Source organism: Pseudoalteromonas sp. BSi20429, assembly GCF_000238895.1.
Lineage (GTDB): Bacteria > Pseudomonadota > Gammaproteobacteria > Enterobacterales > Alteromonadaceae > Pseudoalteromonas > Pseudoalteromonas arctica.
This window is the reverse complement of record NZ_BADV01000052.1, coordinates 31,081-47,176: the sequence shown is the minus strand read 5'-3', so window position 1 is coordinate 47,176 and position 16,096 is coordinate 31,081. Positions and strand designations below refer to the sequence as shown.

The 16,096-nt window shown below is 40.6% G+C and carries 14 protein-coding genes and 3 tRNA genes; 3 read left to right on the top strand and 14 right to left on the bottom strand.

What is annotated here, in order from left to right:
• Nucleotides 1–66 precede the first annotated feature (66 nt).
• The 3 genes from P20429_RS08715 to P20429_RS08725 form a co-directional block, all read right to left on the bottom strand.
• A complete protein-coding gene (locus P20429_RS08715; protein ID WP_007583799.1) occupies nt 67–576 on the bottom strand; it encodes a hypothetical protein in 510 nt (169 codons plus the stop codon).
• Nucleotides 577–675: 99 nt separating this feature from the next.
• Nucleotides 676–1,125, bottom strand: coding sequence for a low molecular weight protein-tyrosine-phosphatase (locus P20429_RS08720; RefSeq protein WP_007583797.1), 450 nt, complete (start codon nt 1,123–1,125; stop codon nt 676–678).
• 34 nt (nt 1,126–1,159) lie between these two features.
• Entirely contained in the window at nt 1,160–1,666 is a 507-nt protein-coding gene (locus P20429_RS08725) for a DUF3087 domain-containing protein (RefSeq protein ID WP_007583795.1), read from the bottom strand.
• 155 nt (nt 1,667–1,821) lie between these two features.
• Here P20429_RS08725 and P20429_RS08730 point away from each other — a divergent pair, with 155 nt between their 5' ends.
• From P20429_RS08730 to P20429_RS08740, 3 genes are read left to right on the top strand one after another with little or no spacing between them, the layout of a single operon-like run.
• Nucleotides 1,822–2,457, top strand: a complete 636-nt coding sequence (locus tag P20429_RS08730; protein WP_007583793.1) for an energy transducer TonB — start codon at nt 1,822–1,824, stop codon at nt 2,455–2,457.
• Nucleotides 2,458–2,471: 14 nt separating this feature from the next.
• The gene (locus P20429_RS08735; RefSeq protein ID WP_033026829.1) at nt 2,472–3,080 is read left to right on the top strand and encodes a sigma-70 family RNA polymerase sigma factor; all 609 of its coding nucleotides are present in this window, start codon (nt 2,472–2,474) and stop codon (nt 3,078–3,080) included.
• Nucleotides 3,067–3,690, top strand: coding sequence for a hypothetical protein (locus tag P20429_RS08740; protein ID WP_007583789.1), 624 nt, complete (start codon nt 3,067–3,069; stop codon nt 3,688–3,690). The genes P20429_RS08735 and P20429_RS08740 overlap by 14 nt, the downstream gene beginning before the upstream one ends.
• Before the next feature lie 55 nt (nt 3,691–3,745).
• On the opposite strand, the gene drt4 is transcribed toward P20429_RS08740, so the two are convergent.
• The 11 genes from drt4 to prfB form a co-directional block, all read right to left on the bottom strand.
• Nucleotides 3,746–5,392, bottom strand: coding sequence for an antiviral reverse transcriptase Drt4 (gene drt4, locus P20429_RS08745; protein WP_007583788.1), 1,647 nt, complete (start codon nt 5,390–5,392; stop codon nt 3,746–3,748).
• A gap of 369 nt (nt 5,393–5,761) precedes the next feature.
• Nucleotides 5,762–7,504, bottom strand: coding sequence for a potassium/proton antiporter (locus P20429_RS08750; protein WP_007583785.1), 1,743 nt, complete (start codon nt 7,502–7,504; stop codon nt 5,762–5,764).
• A gap of 252 nt (nt 7,505–7,756) precedes the next feature.
• On the bottom strand, nt 7,757–9,133 hold the full coding sequence (locus tag P20429_RS08755) for a Na+/H+ antiporter NhaC family protein (RefSeq protein ID WP_007583783.1): 1,377 nt from the start codon (nt 9,131–9,133) through the stop codon (nt 7,757–7,759).
• 191 nt (nt 9,134–9,324) lie between these two features.
• The gene (gene pbp4b, locus P20429_RS08760) at nt 9,325–10,980 is read right to left on the bottom strand and encodes a penicillin binding protein PBP4B (protein ID WP_007583781.1); all 1,656 of its coding nucleotides are present in this window, start codon (nt 10,978–10,980) and stop codon (nt 9,325–9,327) included.
• Between the two features lie 9 nt (nt 10,981–10,989).
• On the bottom strand, nt 10,990–12,165 hold the full coding sequence (locus P20429_RS08765; RefSeq protein ID WP_007583779.1) for an exo-beta-N-acetylmuramidase NamZ domain-containing protein: 1,176 nt from the start codon (nt 12,163–12,165) through the stop codon (nt 10,990–10,992).
• Nucleotides 12,166–12,377: 212 nt separating this feature from the next.
• Nucleotides 12,378–12,454: transfer RNA gene (locus P20429_RS08770), tRNA-Arg, on the bottom strand.
• Nucleotides 12,455–12,528: 74 nt separating this feature from the next.
• Nucleotides 12,529–12,605: transfer RNA gene (locus P20429_RS08775), tRNA-Arg, on the bottom strand.
• A 38-nt stretch (nt 12,606–12,643) separates the two neighbouring features.
• Nucleotides 12,644–12,736, bottom strand: a tRNA-Ser gene (locus P20429_RS08780).
• 128 nt (nt 12,737–12,864) lie between these two features.
• Nucleotides 12,865–13,047 (bottom strand): hypothetical protein, encoded by a 183-nt coding sequence (locus tag P20429_RS08785; RefSeq protein ID WP_007583777.1) that lies wholly within the window; start codon nt 13,045–13,047, stop codon nt 12,865–12,867.
• A gap of 314 nt (nt 13,048–13,361) precedes the next feature.
• Entirely contained in the window at nt 13,362–14,897 is a 1,536-nt protein-coding gene (lysS, locus tag P20429_RS08790; RefSeq protein WP_007583775.1) for a lysine--tRNA ligase, read from the bottom strand.
• Between the two features lie 26 nt (nt 14,898–14,923).
• A protein-coding gene (gene prfB, locus P20429_RS08795; RefSeq protein WP_096058065.1) for a peptide chain release factor 2 occupies nt 14,924–16,022 on the bottom strand; the annotation gives its coding sequence in 2 pieces (ribosomal slippage) (nt 14,924–15,946 and nt 15,948–16,022; 1,098 coding nt in all).
• Between the last annotated feature and the right edge of the window lie 74 nt (nt 16,023–16,096).

The window sequence follows — 16,096 nt, the reverse complement described above, 5'->3', positions numbered from 1 at the left end:
AGCGGCTCATTAAAAAAGGCGCTTTATGCGCCTTTTTTAATACCAACTAATACAAATTCTACGTAGTTAAAATTCGTAACTTACGCTAATACCGCCATCGGCTCTTTTTTCGTTGCTGTCGCTTGCTTTACCATAGCCCACATCTAGCTCTAATCTAAAACCAGCGCTGTTCAGTCCATTAAAGTTATAGCTGTACGTAAGCCCTATTCCGTTTGTTGTTTCTTCATCAAAAATTCCGCCAATTACACAACCTAGCGTATTAGCAAAGTCAGTTGCTACATCATTAGTTGAACTTTCACATTCTTGGTCTGTATCTCTTGCGCCAATTGCACCTACAAGCGCGCCAAAAGCATGCTTTTTATTATCGCTTACTGCTTGTTCAAAACCTGCAGAAAATCCATCATCAAGGCCTAGTTTGTAGTTTGCATACCAGCGTTGTGTGTCGTCGTTAGCCGACAAAGACACTTCAGGAATAACTAAATAAGGATAGCCACCCCCAATCGAAAAACTAACATCGTTAGCAAAAGTAGAACAAGAAGCGATAGATAAAGTGAGTAGTAATATTTTTATTTTCATAAAGTTCCCTTTGAGTAAGTATAAAATGTACTTACTTTAGGAACATCATGCAATACGACAAAAAGCTCGTTAAATTTAGCTTTAGTAATAAAATAGGGATTAAATTTTAGCGAGTATTTTATCGCTTGCCGCTTCTATTAAATCGAGCACATTTTCAAAGCCATCATCGCCGCCGTAATAAGGATCGGGAATAGCGCTTTGGGCTTGCTCGCCATATTCTAAAAATAGTGCCAGCTTATAGCGTAAATGCTCAGGGCATTGCGCTATTAAATCAGCTAAATTTTGTGTATCGGCCGCTAAAATTAAACCAAACTCAGTAAAGTCGCTTGTACGTACTTTACGCGAATAAATACCTTTAAAACTATAACCACGTTTTTCGCCTGCAGCCATTGAGCGACTATCAGGCGTTTTACCTTCGTGGTAACCAATAGTCCCTGCCGAATCGACTTTAACGTTAACACCTAGCTTTTTAGCACGGGCTTTTAATACCGCCTCTGCAGTTGGCGAGCGGCAAATATTACCTAAACAAACTATGAGTACTTTTTTCATTAAGGCTCCTCTAACTAGTTTAAAAACCTAAGCTTTAAAACTGTTTTAAAATACTTGCGTCGTAATCTTCAACGTTGAGCGTTACGTTATGTTGCGCTGCAACAGATTCAAGCTCAGCTTGTTTAATGGCTAAATCGTCCATAGTGATTAGGTTATCGTCTAACTGCCACAATAACCGAGAGCCCGCGTAGCTATAATGAATCGCCAATAACGCATCGGCATTCCCTTCACGGCCAGCAGCTTTTAACTTAGCCATTTTACGGGTTATTTTATTAAGTGCTTTTTTAAGCTCCCACACATAAACAACTTCTGTCATAAACGTATGTGTACGGTATTTATGAAGTAACCATGCAAGCCCAACGCTAGTAATAGCAACACCTATTAAGTTCCAATGAAAGTGGCTACCACTTTCATCAGGAAATAAAGCAATCAGCGTTTGCGATATAGCCAAGCTGCCTACAGCCAAACCAATACCACATCCTGCAATAACACGGTTTAAATGTTTACGGTAACGCGCTTTATTTATTTCAATGAGTTGCATAACAGCCTAAAAAGTTAAGTTTTAATATTTGCGAATGGCTATTGTAACTAAACCCCACATTTTTTATAAAATTATTTCACCCCTTTTTGATTTGCCACCCGTTATAGCTTTGAAAACACCCTAATTGTAGTGGTCAATAAAATTTGGAGCGGCTTATGCACACACTTGAAGTACCTAACAACCCAGTATTTATTAAAACATCGACTGCCGTTATTGGCGGCGCCGCAATGACCTTTGCAGCTTTTGCGTTTATGCAATATTTAATAAGTGGCGAGCAACGCGCACCGGTTAAACCAGGGGACGATATTATAGTAGAAATTTTTCAGGCACCTGAGGATTCAAAGCTAAGGCATATACAAAAAATACAGCCGCCACCGCCGATGCCTAAAGTGCCGCAAAAAGCTCCACCGCTTGATACATCAGCCGATCCTGTGTTGGCAATTAGCGACTTTACGCCGATTACAATTGACGATTTTGGTGGCGACATTAACAACACCATTAATCGCCCAACAGGGGATGCAACACCCATTGTGCGCATTAACCCTAAATACCCAACCACAGCAGCACGCGCTGGTGTTGAAGGTTGGGTGCAACTAAGCTTTAGTATTTCGCCAACGGGGGAAGTAATCGACCCAGTAGTTATTAACGCCGAGCCAAAACGTACCTTTGACCGCGAAGCAATAAGAGCAATTAAACGCTGGAAATATCGCCCCAAAGTAATTGAAGGTGTGGCACAATTACAAACAGGTCAAACCGTACAGCTCGATTTTAAATTAGATAACTCTATTTAACGGACTAAACGCCTATGCTACTAAGTATTAAGTCATGGTTATTTGAAACGCCAAGCAAGGACTGCATGGCAAGTTACGCAAAAAGTGGCGACAATCGTTACTTAGAGCAGCTTATTGCCCTCTACGGTAACGACTTATACCACTACCTTGTTACGCAATCTAATACGCATTTAGCATACGACGTAAGCCAACAAACATGGCTAAAAGTAATCGAAAAACGCCACCTTTACCAAGCCCAAACTACACCCAAAGCATGGTTGTTTAAACTTGCCCGCAACACACTCATTGACGAATACCGCAGGCAACAACACTTTGTAGAGCTTGACGAAAACACGCATTTAGCAGCACAAAATGATAAAAGCGAAAGCGACTTAAATAGCAGTGACTTAACTAGTGGAGACTCGCATATAGGCAGCTCAAACATAAGCTATGACGCGTTCGACGCCGCCCTAAAACAACTCAGCTTTGTACAACGCGAAGCCATTACTTTACAACAAGAAGGCTTTTCGCTCACCGACATAGAACTTATAACGCAGAGCAGCCTTGAGACTATTAAAACAAGGCTGCGCTATGCCAAGCAAAACCTTAAACGTTTATTAGGAGCAAACAATGAACAAGCCTGATGAGCCGCTTGATCAAAAGCTCACACAACACTACAAAGAGCGAAAAGCGCGCACTACACTTACAAGCGATCAGAAAAAAGCGTTACTTAATAAAGCCACCCACACTAAGCCTAAAAAGTTCGGCTTTACGTTGCAGCTAACCAGCCTTGCCTGCGCACTGGGCGTGTTCGCTTTTATTGTGTTTGATAATAACAACGTAATAAATACAGAGCCTAAAACCGTACTTAAAAGCGTATTTAACACTATAGACATTCACGACTATTCATTTATAAAAACACACGAAATAAATCAAGCAGGTAGCTACGCAAGCTCCATAAACGAGCAAAAACACGCGCTTGATAATCAATTAGCTAACGATTTACGCCGCCACCAACAACGCCACATAGAATACGGCACTCTAGTGAAGGTAGATAACGACTGGTACATAGCCAGCTGTAATGACGAGGTGCTCGTGCAAATTAAGCATTCGCTGTTGAGTGATTTAAAGGGTAAACACGCGGTAGAAAGTGGTCTAAATACGGGTGATATGCTCGCTATGGCGCATAACGGTAAAGGGCAGATTATTGCGCTTAAACATGCGGGAGCTGGGGTTAGGCAATGTGGGGCTTAGGTGGTAATTTAATTTTACGACCTAATAGAATTAGGTCGTAACTGTTCATTAGAAACTAAAAAGCAGGTGAGTCCTCATTAGGTTTTTCATTAACCGGTACCCCCTTAATTTCTGAAAATACTTTTTTGAATGCGTTAGTTCCCATTTCACTATGAATTTCATCACATTTTTTTTCAGCTTCAGTAAGCGTATTTTGAGGTATAAAATTAGCCTTGTATTTTTTCAAACACTCAAATACTTTGTCATCATACGGATTATCAATTAGGCCCTTTAGATATAGTTGGTAAAGTAATAACCAATAGTTATCTTTTTCGTAGTTATCACCATCATCAATTATAGTTTGTGCGAACTCGACGATCATTTCATTAAAGTCATGCATTTCTAATAACAAAGTAATTGCAACACAATCACCACTCGCAATGACCTTTTCAGCCGTTTCTATTTTTGGGATGACGTTATTAATTAACATCGTGTGAAGCGGCCAAGACATACCATCAGATCGGAACTTATCAGCATTTTCTCTTATTATTACATTTAATTGTTGCTCGAAAATCCCTGCATTTATCTCTGCTTTGCCTAATAATTTGTCAAATAACGGGAGTAAAACTGGGTAGTGCCACGATAGGTTCAGAAGAGCTTCCAATAAACTTACATTAGCACCTTCATCTAAGTAATTAATGATTAATGATATTGCATACTTTAATACACTTCCATCAGGCGTACTTTTATTTATCCCAATAGCTTTATTTAAAAACGTAAGCGCTTCGTCAGCAGATAGTTGGGGCTCGCTTTCGCCTGCATTACCCAAGCGACTTGGTAGTGCACTTCTCAAATCTAACACCCATTCATCTTCAAAAGCCGCTGGTAACTCTATTATCGATGTTTTCTTTAAGTTCAGTGTCAGCTTATATAGAGCAAGAGAGTTAGATAAATCTTGGATGAAGTTTTGAGCGTCTTCGCTAGTCAAGCAGTAGCAAGTATAATCATCTATATATCGATGAAACTCATAATTTTTACTTATTAAGGCTTCGTCAATTTTACCTAAGATTAACTCGCTCACAATACTAGAGGCTGCCGAACCTATTGGTATTCCCTGAGTTTCATTACGCTTAGTTTTTCGCTGGCAGGTGTCTAAACGGTTAAACCAAGCACGTTTATTACCTTGCTGATCTTTAGCCTCTTTAATTCCAACAGCAGCCCATGCAATCGCATGAGAATAAATACTATTAAAACAATTCGCTATATCAGTGTGAACTCTAAATCGTTTTGCAAAAGAAGAAGTATGCGAGCGACTAATTTTTACGAATGGATCTTCATAATTCATTACAACCAATCGCTTTTCACTGTGATGAAACTCAGGCTTAATTATACTATTTGCGTTCTCGGTAACGCATTTCAGCTCTCCCCAATTCTCATGTATACACTTGGCTAGTGATGAGTAAGCTCTGGGATGAACAAGTCCCAATACTCTAGGCACGTTATTATATCTTGTAGCCTTATATTCAACTAAGTCATAACCAGATCTTCCTTTAGTCTCTTCAAGCTTAGAAATAGCCTCTGCCACCTCTGGTGTAAATTGCCTTGTATCTAGACTCGGTGGTAACTCACCTATATTTGCTCGTTGATTTGGAAAATAGTTATATCTAGTTAGAGCTTCATATAAAGCCCTTTTATCATCTGTATCACCAAAAATCTGGCTCATAAACATTCCTTTGCGTATTTCATATAGTTAGTTTACCTGAAACCACCTAAAGCAGAAAAACTTTAGCCTAAAAGTAGTCAATTGATGTTCGGAAAAATCGCATGATTATCAGTGTGCCAGCACGCCCTGGGATATAATTTTTAGAGGCTGCCGCTAGCGCAAAAATATTGAATACTGTTCCTATGCTGAACCTAACTTTTTTGGCTAGCGCCCGACACGCCAGCAAGCTGTTCACCTACAAAAAACACTACATATAACTAGCTTTGGGTGTGCTCATTGCATTGGAGAACCGTTGGGTTTCGTGCCACTCAACCCAACCTACGTACGCTATAAACGTGAGCCTAGCGCTAAACAAATTATTGTTAATGATTACGGCTTTAAAAGTCGTTTTTCTGGATTGTTTAAGTACTTTAAGCCAATGGTAACTATGCGTGTATGCACCATTGTTATAACGCGTATTTGCACATTACCAATAACAACAATATCGCCTTTACTGACTTCTCCTGAAAGCTTTTGGTTGATCACTTCTTCCAAGCTTATCTCTTCTGGGGCGTCTATTTGCATGTGATAAGAGTAAAATATATCGCCTACCAACGTTACTCCTTTCACTTTAAGTTCGTTGTGCGCTAAGTGGCTATCTTGGTGGTTTGTTTTATCGGTTGCTGTAAAAACTAAATCAACAAAAGGTCTGTTATCTGGTTTTAAAACAACAAATAAGTGGTCGTTTGCTTTTAACTTAGTTGAGCCTCGTGGCGGTATGATTGACGGACCCCGTGTAATCATAGCAACAACCACACTCTCAGGAAGTGCGGCATGTGACAAGCTGCGCCCAGAAACCCGAGAAACATCACTTAAGGTGTATTCTACAATTTCTATATCAATATCGTTTAGGGCTGTAATTTCGAGTGTTGCAGCAGCCAAATCAGGTGGCGGCTCTACTAAATTTAGTTTTTTAGCCATCCAAGGCATTGTTGAGCCCTGCAACGTGGCTGAAATTAACACCACGAAAAAAACAACGTTAAAAATAAGTTCAGCCCCTGAAAGGCCAAATAGTAATGGGAATATAGCTAAAATAATGGGTACTGAGCCTCTAAGGCCAACCCAAGATACAAACAGGGTTTCGCGATTATTAAAGCCAAACAGTTTTAAAATAGGCGCTACCGCTAATGGGCGAGCAACAAAAATGAGTGCCAATGCAATAAGCAATCCTTCTAGCCATACATCAACCAACGACGACGGGTTAATAAGAAGTCCTAATACAACAAACATGGTTATTTGCCCAAGCCATGCTAAGCCGTCATGAAACAGAAAAATACCGCGTTTATATACAAACTTGCTGTTACCTAAAATCACGCCTGTTATAAATACAGCTAAAAATCCACTGCCGCCGAGCGTTGCAGAAAGGCCAAAAGAAAGCAGTCCAAATGCGGTTACCATCACTAAATACAAACCCGATGCATTTAGTTTAATTCGATTAATAAACCAAACCGATACCTTACCAATTAAAAGACCACAAATAGCGCCAACACCCATTTGTTGAGCAAATAACTGTAGTAAATCCAGCCCTATTGGCATGTCGTTAACGAGCATTTCGAGCAATCCAACCGTTAGAAAAATAGCCATTGGATCGTTCGAGGCACTTTCTATTTCAAGCGTAGATTTAAGCTTTTTGTTTAAGTGAATGCCCGCACTTCGTAAAAGCGCAAACACTGCTGCAGCATCTGTAGAGCCAACAATAGCGCCCAGTAAAACACCTTGTAATATGGGCAGATCTAAAATATAAGTGGCCACAAGACCTGTAATTATAGCGGTAAATAACACCCCGACGGTTGCTAAAGCAGACGCGGGTTTCCACACTTGTTTAATTGAACTGGTAGGCGTTTGTAAGCCGCCATCAAATAGAATAATGGCAAGCGCAAGAGTACCCAGAGCATGTGCGGCCTCTGCGTTGTCGAATGAAATACCTGCAATACCGTCTTCACCTGCGAGCATGCCTACAAGTAAAAATAGTACCAGCACAGGTAAGCCAACGCGTGCAGATAACTTGCTCGAGATCACTCCTAGTAAAATTAATATGGCACTAACGAGAATGATATTATCAATTGCAAACATAGTGTGGATTTACAGCCTTATATGAGTTGAAAAGTAAGAATTGCCAGCTATCAAAAAGCTTAAAGCTCATGCTATACAATAACCTAAAAAATATAAATACGGGTACTTAAGTCTATAATTAAATAGTTTTTCTAATAACTATAGAGCCTTTGAGTTTGGTATTGCTTGGCTCTATCTTAATTAGCTTTATTTATTTTGAAAACAAAAAAGCCTGCGATTAAGCAGGCTTTTGAGTATTTAAATAATCAAATTTTATAAAACAATAATGCTTGTTACTAAGTACGCTAAAAACGTAAGGCCACCACCAAATAAGGCATACGGTAGCTGCGTTTTAACGTGGGTGAGTAAGTCACACCCCGATGCAATAGCCGATACAGCGCTGGTGTCGGATATAGGCGAGCAATGATCGCCAAATATACCACCACCCAAAATAGCACCTACAACAAGCGATGGCGGTAAACCTAGCGCTTGAATAAGTGGCACACCAATTGGGATTAATATAGCAAACGTACCCCACGATGTACCTGTAGTAAACGACATAACCGCGCCGGTTAAAAACAGCACCGGTACTATTAGGTAAATAGGTAAGTAGTCGCCAACAAGTGACGCTACAAATACGCCAGTACCAAGCTCTTTTAAGCTTGCGCCAAGTGTAAGCGAAAGCAGTACAATGGCGACTAGCGGCATTAATTCGCCCATACCTTTAAAACCGGTATCAACTAATTGATGGTGCGTAAATTTACGAGAACCAATCATTAAAAAGTAAGCGACAACAATGGCTAAAACTGTTGCGTACAATACTGACTTAGAGCCACTACCCTCTGCCAACACACCATTACCGGTGTAATACATAAAGCCAACCATGCTGGTAATTAGCGTAATAAGCGGGATTAACATGTAACGCGCTTTAGAGGCTTTTATTTCATCTTTTAAGTCGGTTGTTTGAAGCTCTAGTTTTTCTTCGGCTTCTTTCATTGGGCCGTGCACTTTATCAAACGCGATGGTGTAAAAAACAATAACAAGGGTAATTATGGCGTAAAAGTTATACCCAACGCTGCCCCATAATACCGATACAGCCGACTCACCTAGCTCGTAGTTACCTAACAAACCAAGTACAAATGCGCCCCAGCCGTTAAGTAGTATTAAAATACACACTGGCGCACTGGTGCTGTCAATAATATACGCTAGACGCGCTCGGCTCATTTTAAATTTGTCGAACAAGCCTCGCGATAAAATACCCGAGGTGAGTACGCTCAGGTTAGATTCTATAAACACCGCAATGCCGGTAAACATGGTTAAAAAGCCCACTTGGCGCTTACTTTTTGCAATGCCTTTGTTCATTAGCATATTAACAGTTGCTGCAACGCCGCCAGATTCGCGAATGTAGGCAAGCAGTGCACCAATTAAAATACTAAATATTAATATGCGTGTATTACCTGGCGAGCTGGCAACCGAAATAATACGTTCAATGGTATTTAAAAAAGTATCAAACAAGCTATTACCTTCGCCCTGAAAGGCGAGTAAAAACTCAGAAGAAGCAACAGCAACAAGTAGCGCCATAATCACTTCTTTTCGCCAAAACACGATAGCAATCGCAATTAGCGGCGGTAAAATAGAATACCAATGCATAAAAAGTTAACCTTAATTATTAGCGAGTAAACCTCGCTTTGTACGCGTTTTAACGCTTATTTGTTAAGCCTAACAACATAAACCGGCTTAGTTTTATAGACCGCTTAGCTTAATGGATTGGCTTACTCAAGTCACCTGTAAATAAATCACTTAAGGTGGCACAGTTAGTACGTTTTAACCTATACGATAGCTTATTGATTTAGTAACGCTTCATAAATAAGCGACACCACCGATCCGTACTGTGCGGTTTCAAATTGTTTGCCTGTAAATTCGTAACGTTTTAGCGAGCCTTTAATTGCACTATGGCGAGCATTGGTAAGTAAAACAATAGCCAAGTCGTAAGCGGGGTCAATTACGGTCACTGTACCTGTCCAACCTGTGTGGCCATAAGCCTGCGCGCTTGCATAAGGGCCAAAGTGCCAGCGCCTTGCTTGATTATTACCGGCAAGCCTAAAACCAAGCCCGTAGGTTTCGTCGCTTGATTGCGGCGTTAAAAATTGCGCTAAGGCGCTTGCACTAAATAATTGTTGGTCGCCGTAACCACCATTATTTAATAATAGCTGGCAAAGCACAGCTAAGTCGTGAGCGTTACTAAATAATCCCGCATGCCCTGCTACGCCATCAAGAGAATAGTAAGCGCGCTCGTCGTGCACTTGTCCTTGTAAAACAGTGGTGCGAACATTATCAAACTTAATGCGCCCGTCTCGTGTGTTGCCGCTAAGCTCAGTGGCTGCAAATTGCTCCGGCTTAAAGCCTTTTTTAAGTGGATTAAATAACGTGTTAGTTAATTTTAGTGGCGCGTACACTTGCTGCTCTAGGTATTCGTCAAGGGGCTGCCCTGTAATGCGCTCAATTAGTACGCCTAAAATCATGTAATCAATATCTGAATAAACATGCTGCCCAGATGATTTACTACTAAAAGGCACGCTGGTAAGTAATAGCTGTTTGGTGGTTTTACTGTTTTGCGAATAAAACGCGTCGCCGTAGCTGCCATCTTTACGATGAAAGTCAAATACTGGCGGGTATCCGGAGCTGTGAGTGAGTAAGTCTTTTACTGTGCGCTTTGCTCGGCCTTCGCCTTTATACTCGCTTAGGTAGCTTTGCACGGGTTTATTAATATTCAATAACCCTTCGCTTACTAATTTCATAAGTGCAAAATTGGTGGCAAATATTTTGGTGTTTGAGGCAAGGTCAAACAAGGTATTAGTTTGCATGGGCTCTGGTCGAAGTAACATTAAATCACTTTGCTGATATTGCTTTGCATCGCCATAGGCGGTTAATTTTATTAGTTCACCATTTTTAACAACGGCCAACACAGCCCCAGGAAAACCCGCTTTTACATCACGCTCAATTAATGTGTCTACTTCACTAAAATCTATATGCTTTTTTGACTCATCGCTTAAAGTAGGAAATGCAAAACGTAGCGTTAAACTTGCGCCAACAGGGAAAATATTTTCAACTTTAAAAGTATTAACACCATTGTGAGTATTTTTTGCCAAACTGTAATTGTATAAAGTGTTGGCGCTCAGTTGGCTAACGTCGAGCTTTTGATTATTAATATAAATATCGGCGCTTTGTGCGTCGTGGTTTTGTATTAATAATTGCCCGCGCCCTTTGTAAGCTTTAAACGTTCCTCGGTTATTTACATAAAACCGGCTACTTGGATTTACCTCAGGAAACGTAACGACCACTTGTGCGTTAGGCAGCTCTACAAGTTGGCTTTTTGTAAGTGGTAGCACCGAGCTAATAGGCTCAGATGGTGTACTACAACCCACAATAATAAAGCTTAAAATCACTACAAACGCTTTTTTTATATAACCACATTTTTTTTTAAAAGCAATAAACATGCTTAGCCCTTATTTATATAACAAGTAAGGCGCTCTTTGCGCTTTAAATCGCGCAAGCCCCGCCTGCCAACTTTGTTTTATTTGCGCTTCTGATTGACCTGCTTCAATAGCTAAGCGCAATTTATTAGTACCCGCTAGTTTATCCATAAAGTCAGCGCGCTCAAAAAACGAGATGTTGTTTTTACTAAGCTCCGTGTACGCATTTATTAAGTAAGTTAAATTTAAACCTGAAATATTTGCCTGTCTTAAATCGAGCCCTTGCACGGCTTGGTTTTTAAATTTAGGGTTTAAAGCAGCGCCTTTAATTGCGCGCGGTGTAAAATTAAAGTCACCTAATGCAACTGGCGAATAGCCAATTACTTGAAATGCAAAGTCGGTGCCTCTACCAATGCTGATAGGCGTTGCCTCAAAAAAACAAAGCGACGGGTAAAGCGCAATCGCCTGATCGTTAGGTAAGTTAGGGCTGGGTTTTACAGGCAAGCTGTAAGTACTTTTGCGAGTGTAATGATCAACAGGGATCACCGTTAATTTTAAATCGGGCGCTTTATTGATCCAGCCCTCGCCCTTGATCATTTTGGCAAGTTCGCCAACGGTCATACCGTGTAAAACAGGTATTGGGTGCATGCCTACAAACGATTTAAATTCTGGCTCTAATATTGGCCCATCAACGTAGGCAATATTTGGGTTGGGTCTGTCGAGTACTAAAAATTCTATCCCCTGCTCTGCAGCGGCTTCCATCATGTAGTGCATAGAGCTTATGTAGGTATAAAAACGCACTCCGACATCTTGAATGTCAAAAATAATCACATCAACATCGGCTAAAGCAGCTTGGCTTGGTTTTTTATTTTTACCGTAAATAGAAATAAGCGGAATACCGGTTTTGCTATCAACGGCATTTTTCACATGCGCGCCCGCATCGTGATCGCCCCTAAAGCCATGCTCAGGTGCAAAAATTTTAGCTATATTAATATTTTTAGTCAGCAGCGCATCTACTAAGTGAGTTTGCCCAATAGTTGATGTTTGATTGACTACTAACCCTACACGTTTATTTTTTAACTGCGGTAAATATTTAGCATATTGCTGCGCACCTACAACAAGTGAGTTATTAGCTTCGTTGGCTTGTACGCTGGAAATAAAAATAGCGCTAAAAATAAAAAATAACGTAATAAATAGGGTTTTAAACATACTGCAATATCCTTTTAAACAAGGCGTTTAAAATAACATAGGTAATATTAAAGAGCAGCTTTAGAAAAGGGTTAAGTGGGCTTGAGCAGATACAGTGATTAGAAGCTGGCGCTTCTCACGCGAGCAAGCTCAGCGTCTACAGGTGCCTCTCTGTTATTTCACTTTATTTTAGGCACAAAAAAACCGACTTAATGTCGGCTTGTTTATGAAAGTGGTGGGCGCAGGAGGATTCGAACCTCCGACCGCTCGGTTCGTAGCCGAGTACTCTATCCAGCTGAGCTATGCACCCACTTTATAGTTTACTTATTTTAACTCTAAGTAGAGCTTTTGCTTATTTAGACTCTAAGCAGAGTTATTAAAGTATGGTGGGCGCAGGAGGATTCGAACCTCCGACCGCTCGGTTCGTAGCCGAGTACTCTATCCAGCTGAGCTATGCACCCATACTTTAAAACTTTACTAAACACGCCATTAAAAGAAATGGTGGAGAGGGAGGGATTCGAACCCTCGATAGAGCTACAAACTCTATACTCCCTTAGCAGGGGAGCTCCTTCGGCCACTCGGACACCTCTCCGTCTTGTGGGGCGTATAATAAAGATTTCAGAAAATATGTCAAACACTTTTCTACCAAAAACGACTATATGGTTATAGATTGCACATATGCTTGGTTTAAAAGTGTAATTAGTTTGAAATTTAAGCGGGTTACGTATTTTTATTTGAAGGATTAATGCCTAGCACAGGAACTAACTCATCCGTTAACTGAGCCAAATACTGTTCTTGGTAACCTAATTGTTGAAATTCGGCAATACAAGCACGGTAGTAAGCATTTCTTTCTTGCTCTGATGTGCATTCTTCTGATAAATCATCTACTCGTTTGTCTTTCATACTATTATTCTAAGTCCTATATTTAGCTGCTAAGTACCAAGCAGTGTAAATTTCGTGCGTATTCTAGCTAAAACCTTTACATAAATACAACATATGTTTAAAAAACAATCATACTAAAAAGTTATAGCACTGTTAGTTTTAATATTAAAAACTGCCAATAACAATAAATTAGCGAAGCTGAATTGCACATTAACCAGCACTAATAACTACATTTAATTTTTAGTGTAGTACTTATTAATTAAAATACTAATGCAAAGCAAAAAAAACGCCGCTATTAAGCGGCGTTTATTAACTTACTTTGTTCTACCCAAAGCTTAGTCAGCTTGTGGACGCATATGCGGGAACAAAATAACGTCTTTAATTGTTGATGAGTCAGTAAACAACATTACTAAACGGTCAATACCAATACCTTCACCTGCAGTTGGCGGTAAGCCGTACTCAAGTGCGCGTATGTAGTCTTCATCGTAATGCATTGCTTCATCATCGCCTGCGTCTTTCTCTTCAACTTGGCGAGTAAAGCGCTCAGCTTGGTCTTGTGCATCGTTAAGCTCAGAGAAACCATTTGCAAGTTCACGACCGCCAACAAAAAATTCAAAACGGTCTGTAACAAATGCATTTTCGTCGTTACGGCGTGCAAGTGGAGATACTTCCCACGGGTAGCCAGTAATAAACGTAGGTTGAATAAGCATGTGCTCTGCTGTTTCTTCAAATATTTCACACAAGAACTTACCTGGGCCCCAAACACAATTTTCAGGAATTTTAACGTGCACTTGTTTAGCGTACGCTTTTAATTCGTCAAAGTGGTTTTCTGGGTCGTTAAATACCGCAGCATCAAACTCAGGGTTATATTTTAATATTGCATCGCTCATGCTTAAACGTGTAAACGGTTGGCCAAAGTCGTACTCAACTGAATCGATAACTTCGCCGTTTTCGTCTTTAGTTGTATTAACTACAACTGCACTACCTAGTACGTTTTCTGCAACCGTACGTAGCATGTCTTCGGTGATGTTCATCAGGTCGATGTAATCAGCGTATGCTTGGTAAAATTCAATCATTGTGAATTCTGGATTGTGACGCGTAGATAACCCTTCGTTACGGAAGTTACGGTTAATTTCGAATACACGGTCAAAACCACCTACCACTAAGCGCTTTAAGTAAAGCTCAGGCGCTATACGCAAGTACATGTCGATATCAAGTGCGTTATGGTGAGTTACAAACGGACGCGCAGATGCACCGCCTGGTATAACCTGTAGCATTGGTGTTTCTACTTCCATAAAGTCACGGTCTGCTAAAAAGCGACGAATGCCTTCAACTACTTGTGAACGAATACGGAATGTTTCGCGCGTTGCTTCGTTAGTAATTAAATCAACGTAACGTTGGCGGTACTTTGTTTCTTGATCTGATAAGCCATGGAATTTTTCTGGTAACGGACGAAGTGACTTAGTTAATAGTTGGTACTCAGTCATTTCTACGTATAAATCGCCTTTACCTGATTTATTTAATGCGCCTTTAACACCAATAATATCGCCAGTGTCTAGTTGACCATACTTTTCTTTAAGATCTTTTTGAACATCTTTAGATGCATACGCTTGTACGCGACCTTTCATGTCTTGAATTACAAAAAACGGTCCACGCTTTGCTAAAATACGGCCAGCGATAGACACAACTTCTTGCATCTCTACTAATTCTTCTTTGCTCTTATCACCAAACTGGGCTTGCAAATCAGCCGTGTAATGCTCACGACGGAATTGGTTTGGATGACCGTTGGCTGGGCAATTTTCGCGTATAGCGTCTAACTTGCCGCGACGCTCAGCGATTAACTTGTTTTCGTCTTGGATTTTATCAGTCATTTTTTAGCTCTTTATTAGCTTGGTGGTTATAGGCCAGATTTAAGGCTGGCTTCAATAAATTTATCTAAGTTACCGTCAAGTACCGATTGGGTATTGCGGTTTTCAACGCCTGTACGTAAATCTTTAATGCGTGCGTCATCAAGTACGTATGAACGAATTTGACTACCCCAACCAATATCAGATTTAGCATCTTCTTGCGTTTGTTTTTCAGCATTTTGCTGTTGTAGCTCAAGCTCAAATAATTTAGCTTTTAACTGCTTCATCGCTTGGGCTTTATTTTTATGCTGTGAACGCTCGTTTTGACACTGCACTACGGTATTTGTTGGTACGTGAGTGATACGAACCGCCGATTCGGTGGTGTTAACGTGCTGACCACCCGCGCCCGATGCACGGTAAACGTCTATACGCAGGTCTGACGGATTCATATCAATTTCAATATTATCGTCAACTTCTGGGTATACAAACGCAGAAGCAAATGAAGTATGACGACGACCACTTGAATCAAATGGGCTTTTACGTACTAAGCGATGTACACCAGTTTCTGTGCGTAACCAACCGTAAGCGTATTCGCCAACAAAGCGGACAGTTGCGCCTTTAATACCAGCAACATCACCGTCGGTCGCTTCAACTAGCTCAACTTTAAAGCCTTTAGCCTCGCCCCAACGTAAATACATACGAAGTAGAATATTACACCAGTCTTGTGCTTCAGTACCGCCAGAACCTGATTGTAAATCAAGGTACGCATCGTTTGAGTCATGAGGACCTGAAAACATACGACGAAACTCTAAACCTTCTAACTGTTCGTTTAGATCAGTTAATTCGCTTTGCGCTTCGTCAAAGGTATCTTGATCTTCAGCTTCTACAGCAAGCTCAAGTAAGCCTTCAACATCATCAGTACCGGCTACAAGGTTGTCGATTGTTTCAACAACAGCTTCTAATGCTGACTTTTCACGGCCAAGCGCTTGTGCGCGTTCAGGCTCATTCCACACGGCTGAATCTTCAAGCTCGGCGTTAACTTCTTCTAAGCGTTCTTGTTTAAGAGCGTAGTCAAAGGTACCCCCGAAGCAATTCAGTACGTTCGCGAATTTCCTTGATTTGATTAATCACAGGATTCACTTCAAACATGTACATCACTCCAAAATGGCTAGGTAATTGCGCCCCTTTAAATGGGATTTTCGCAATAAATTATCGTCAAATGA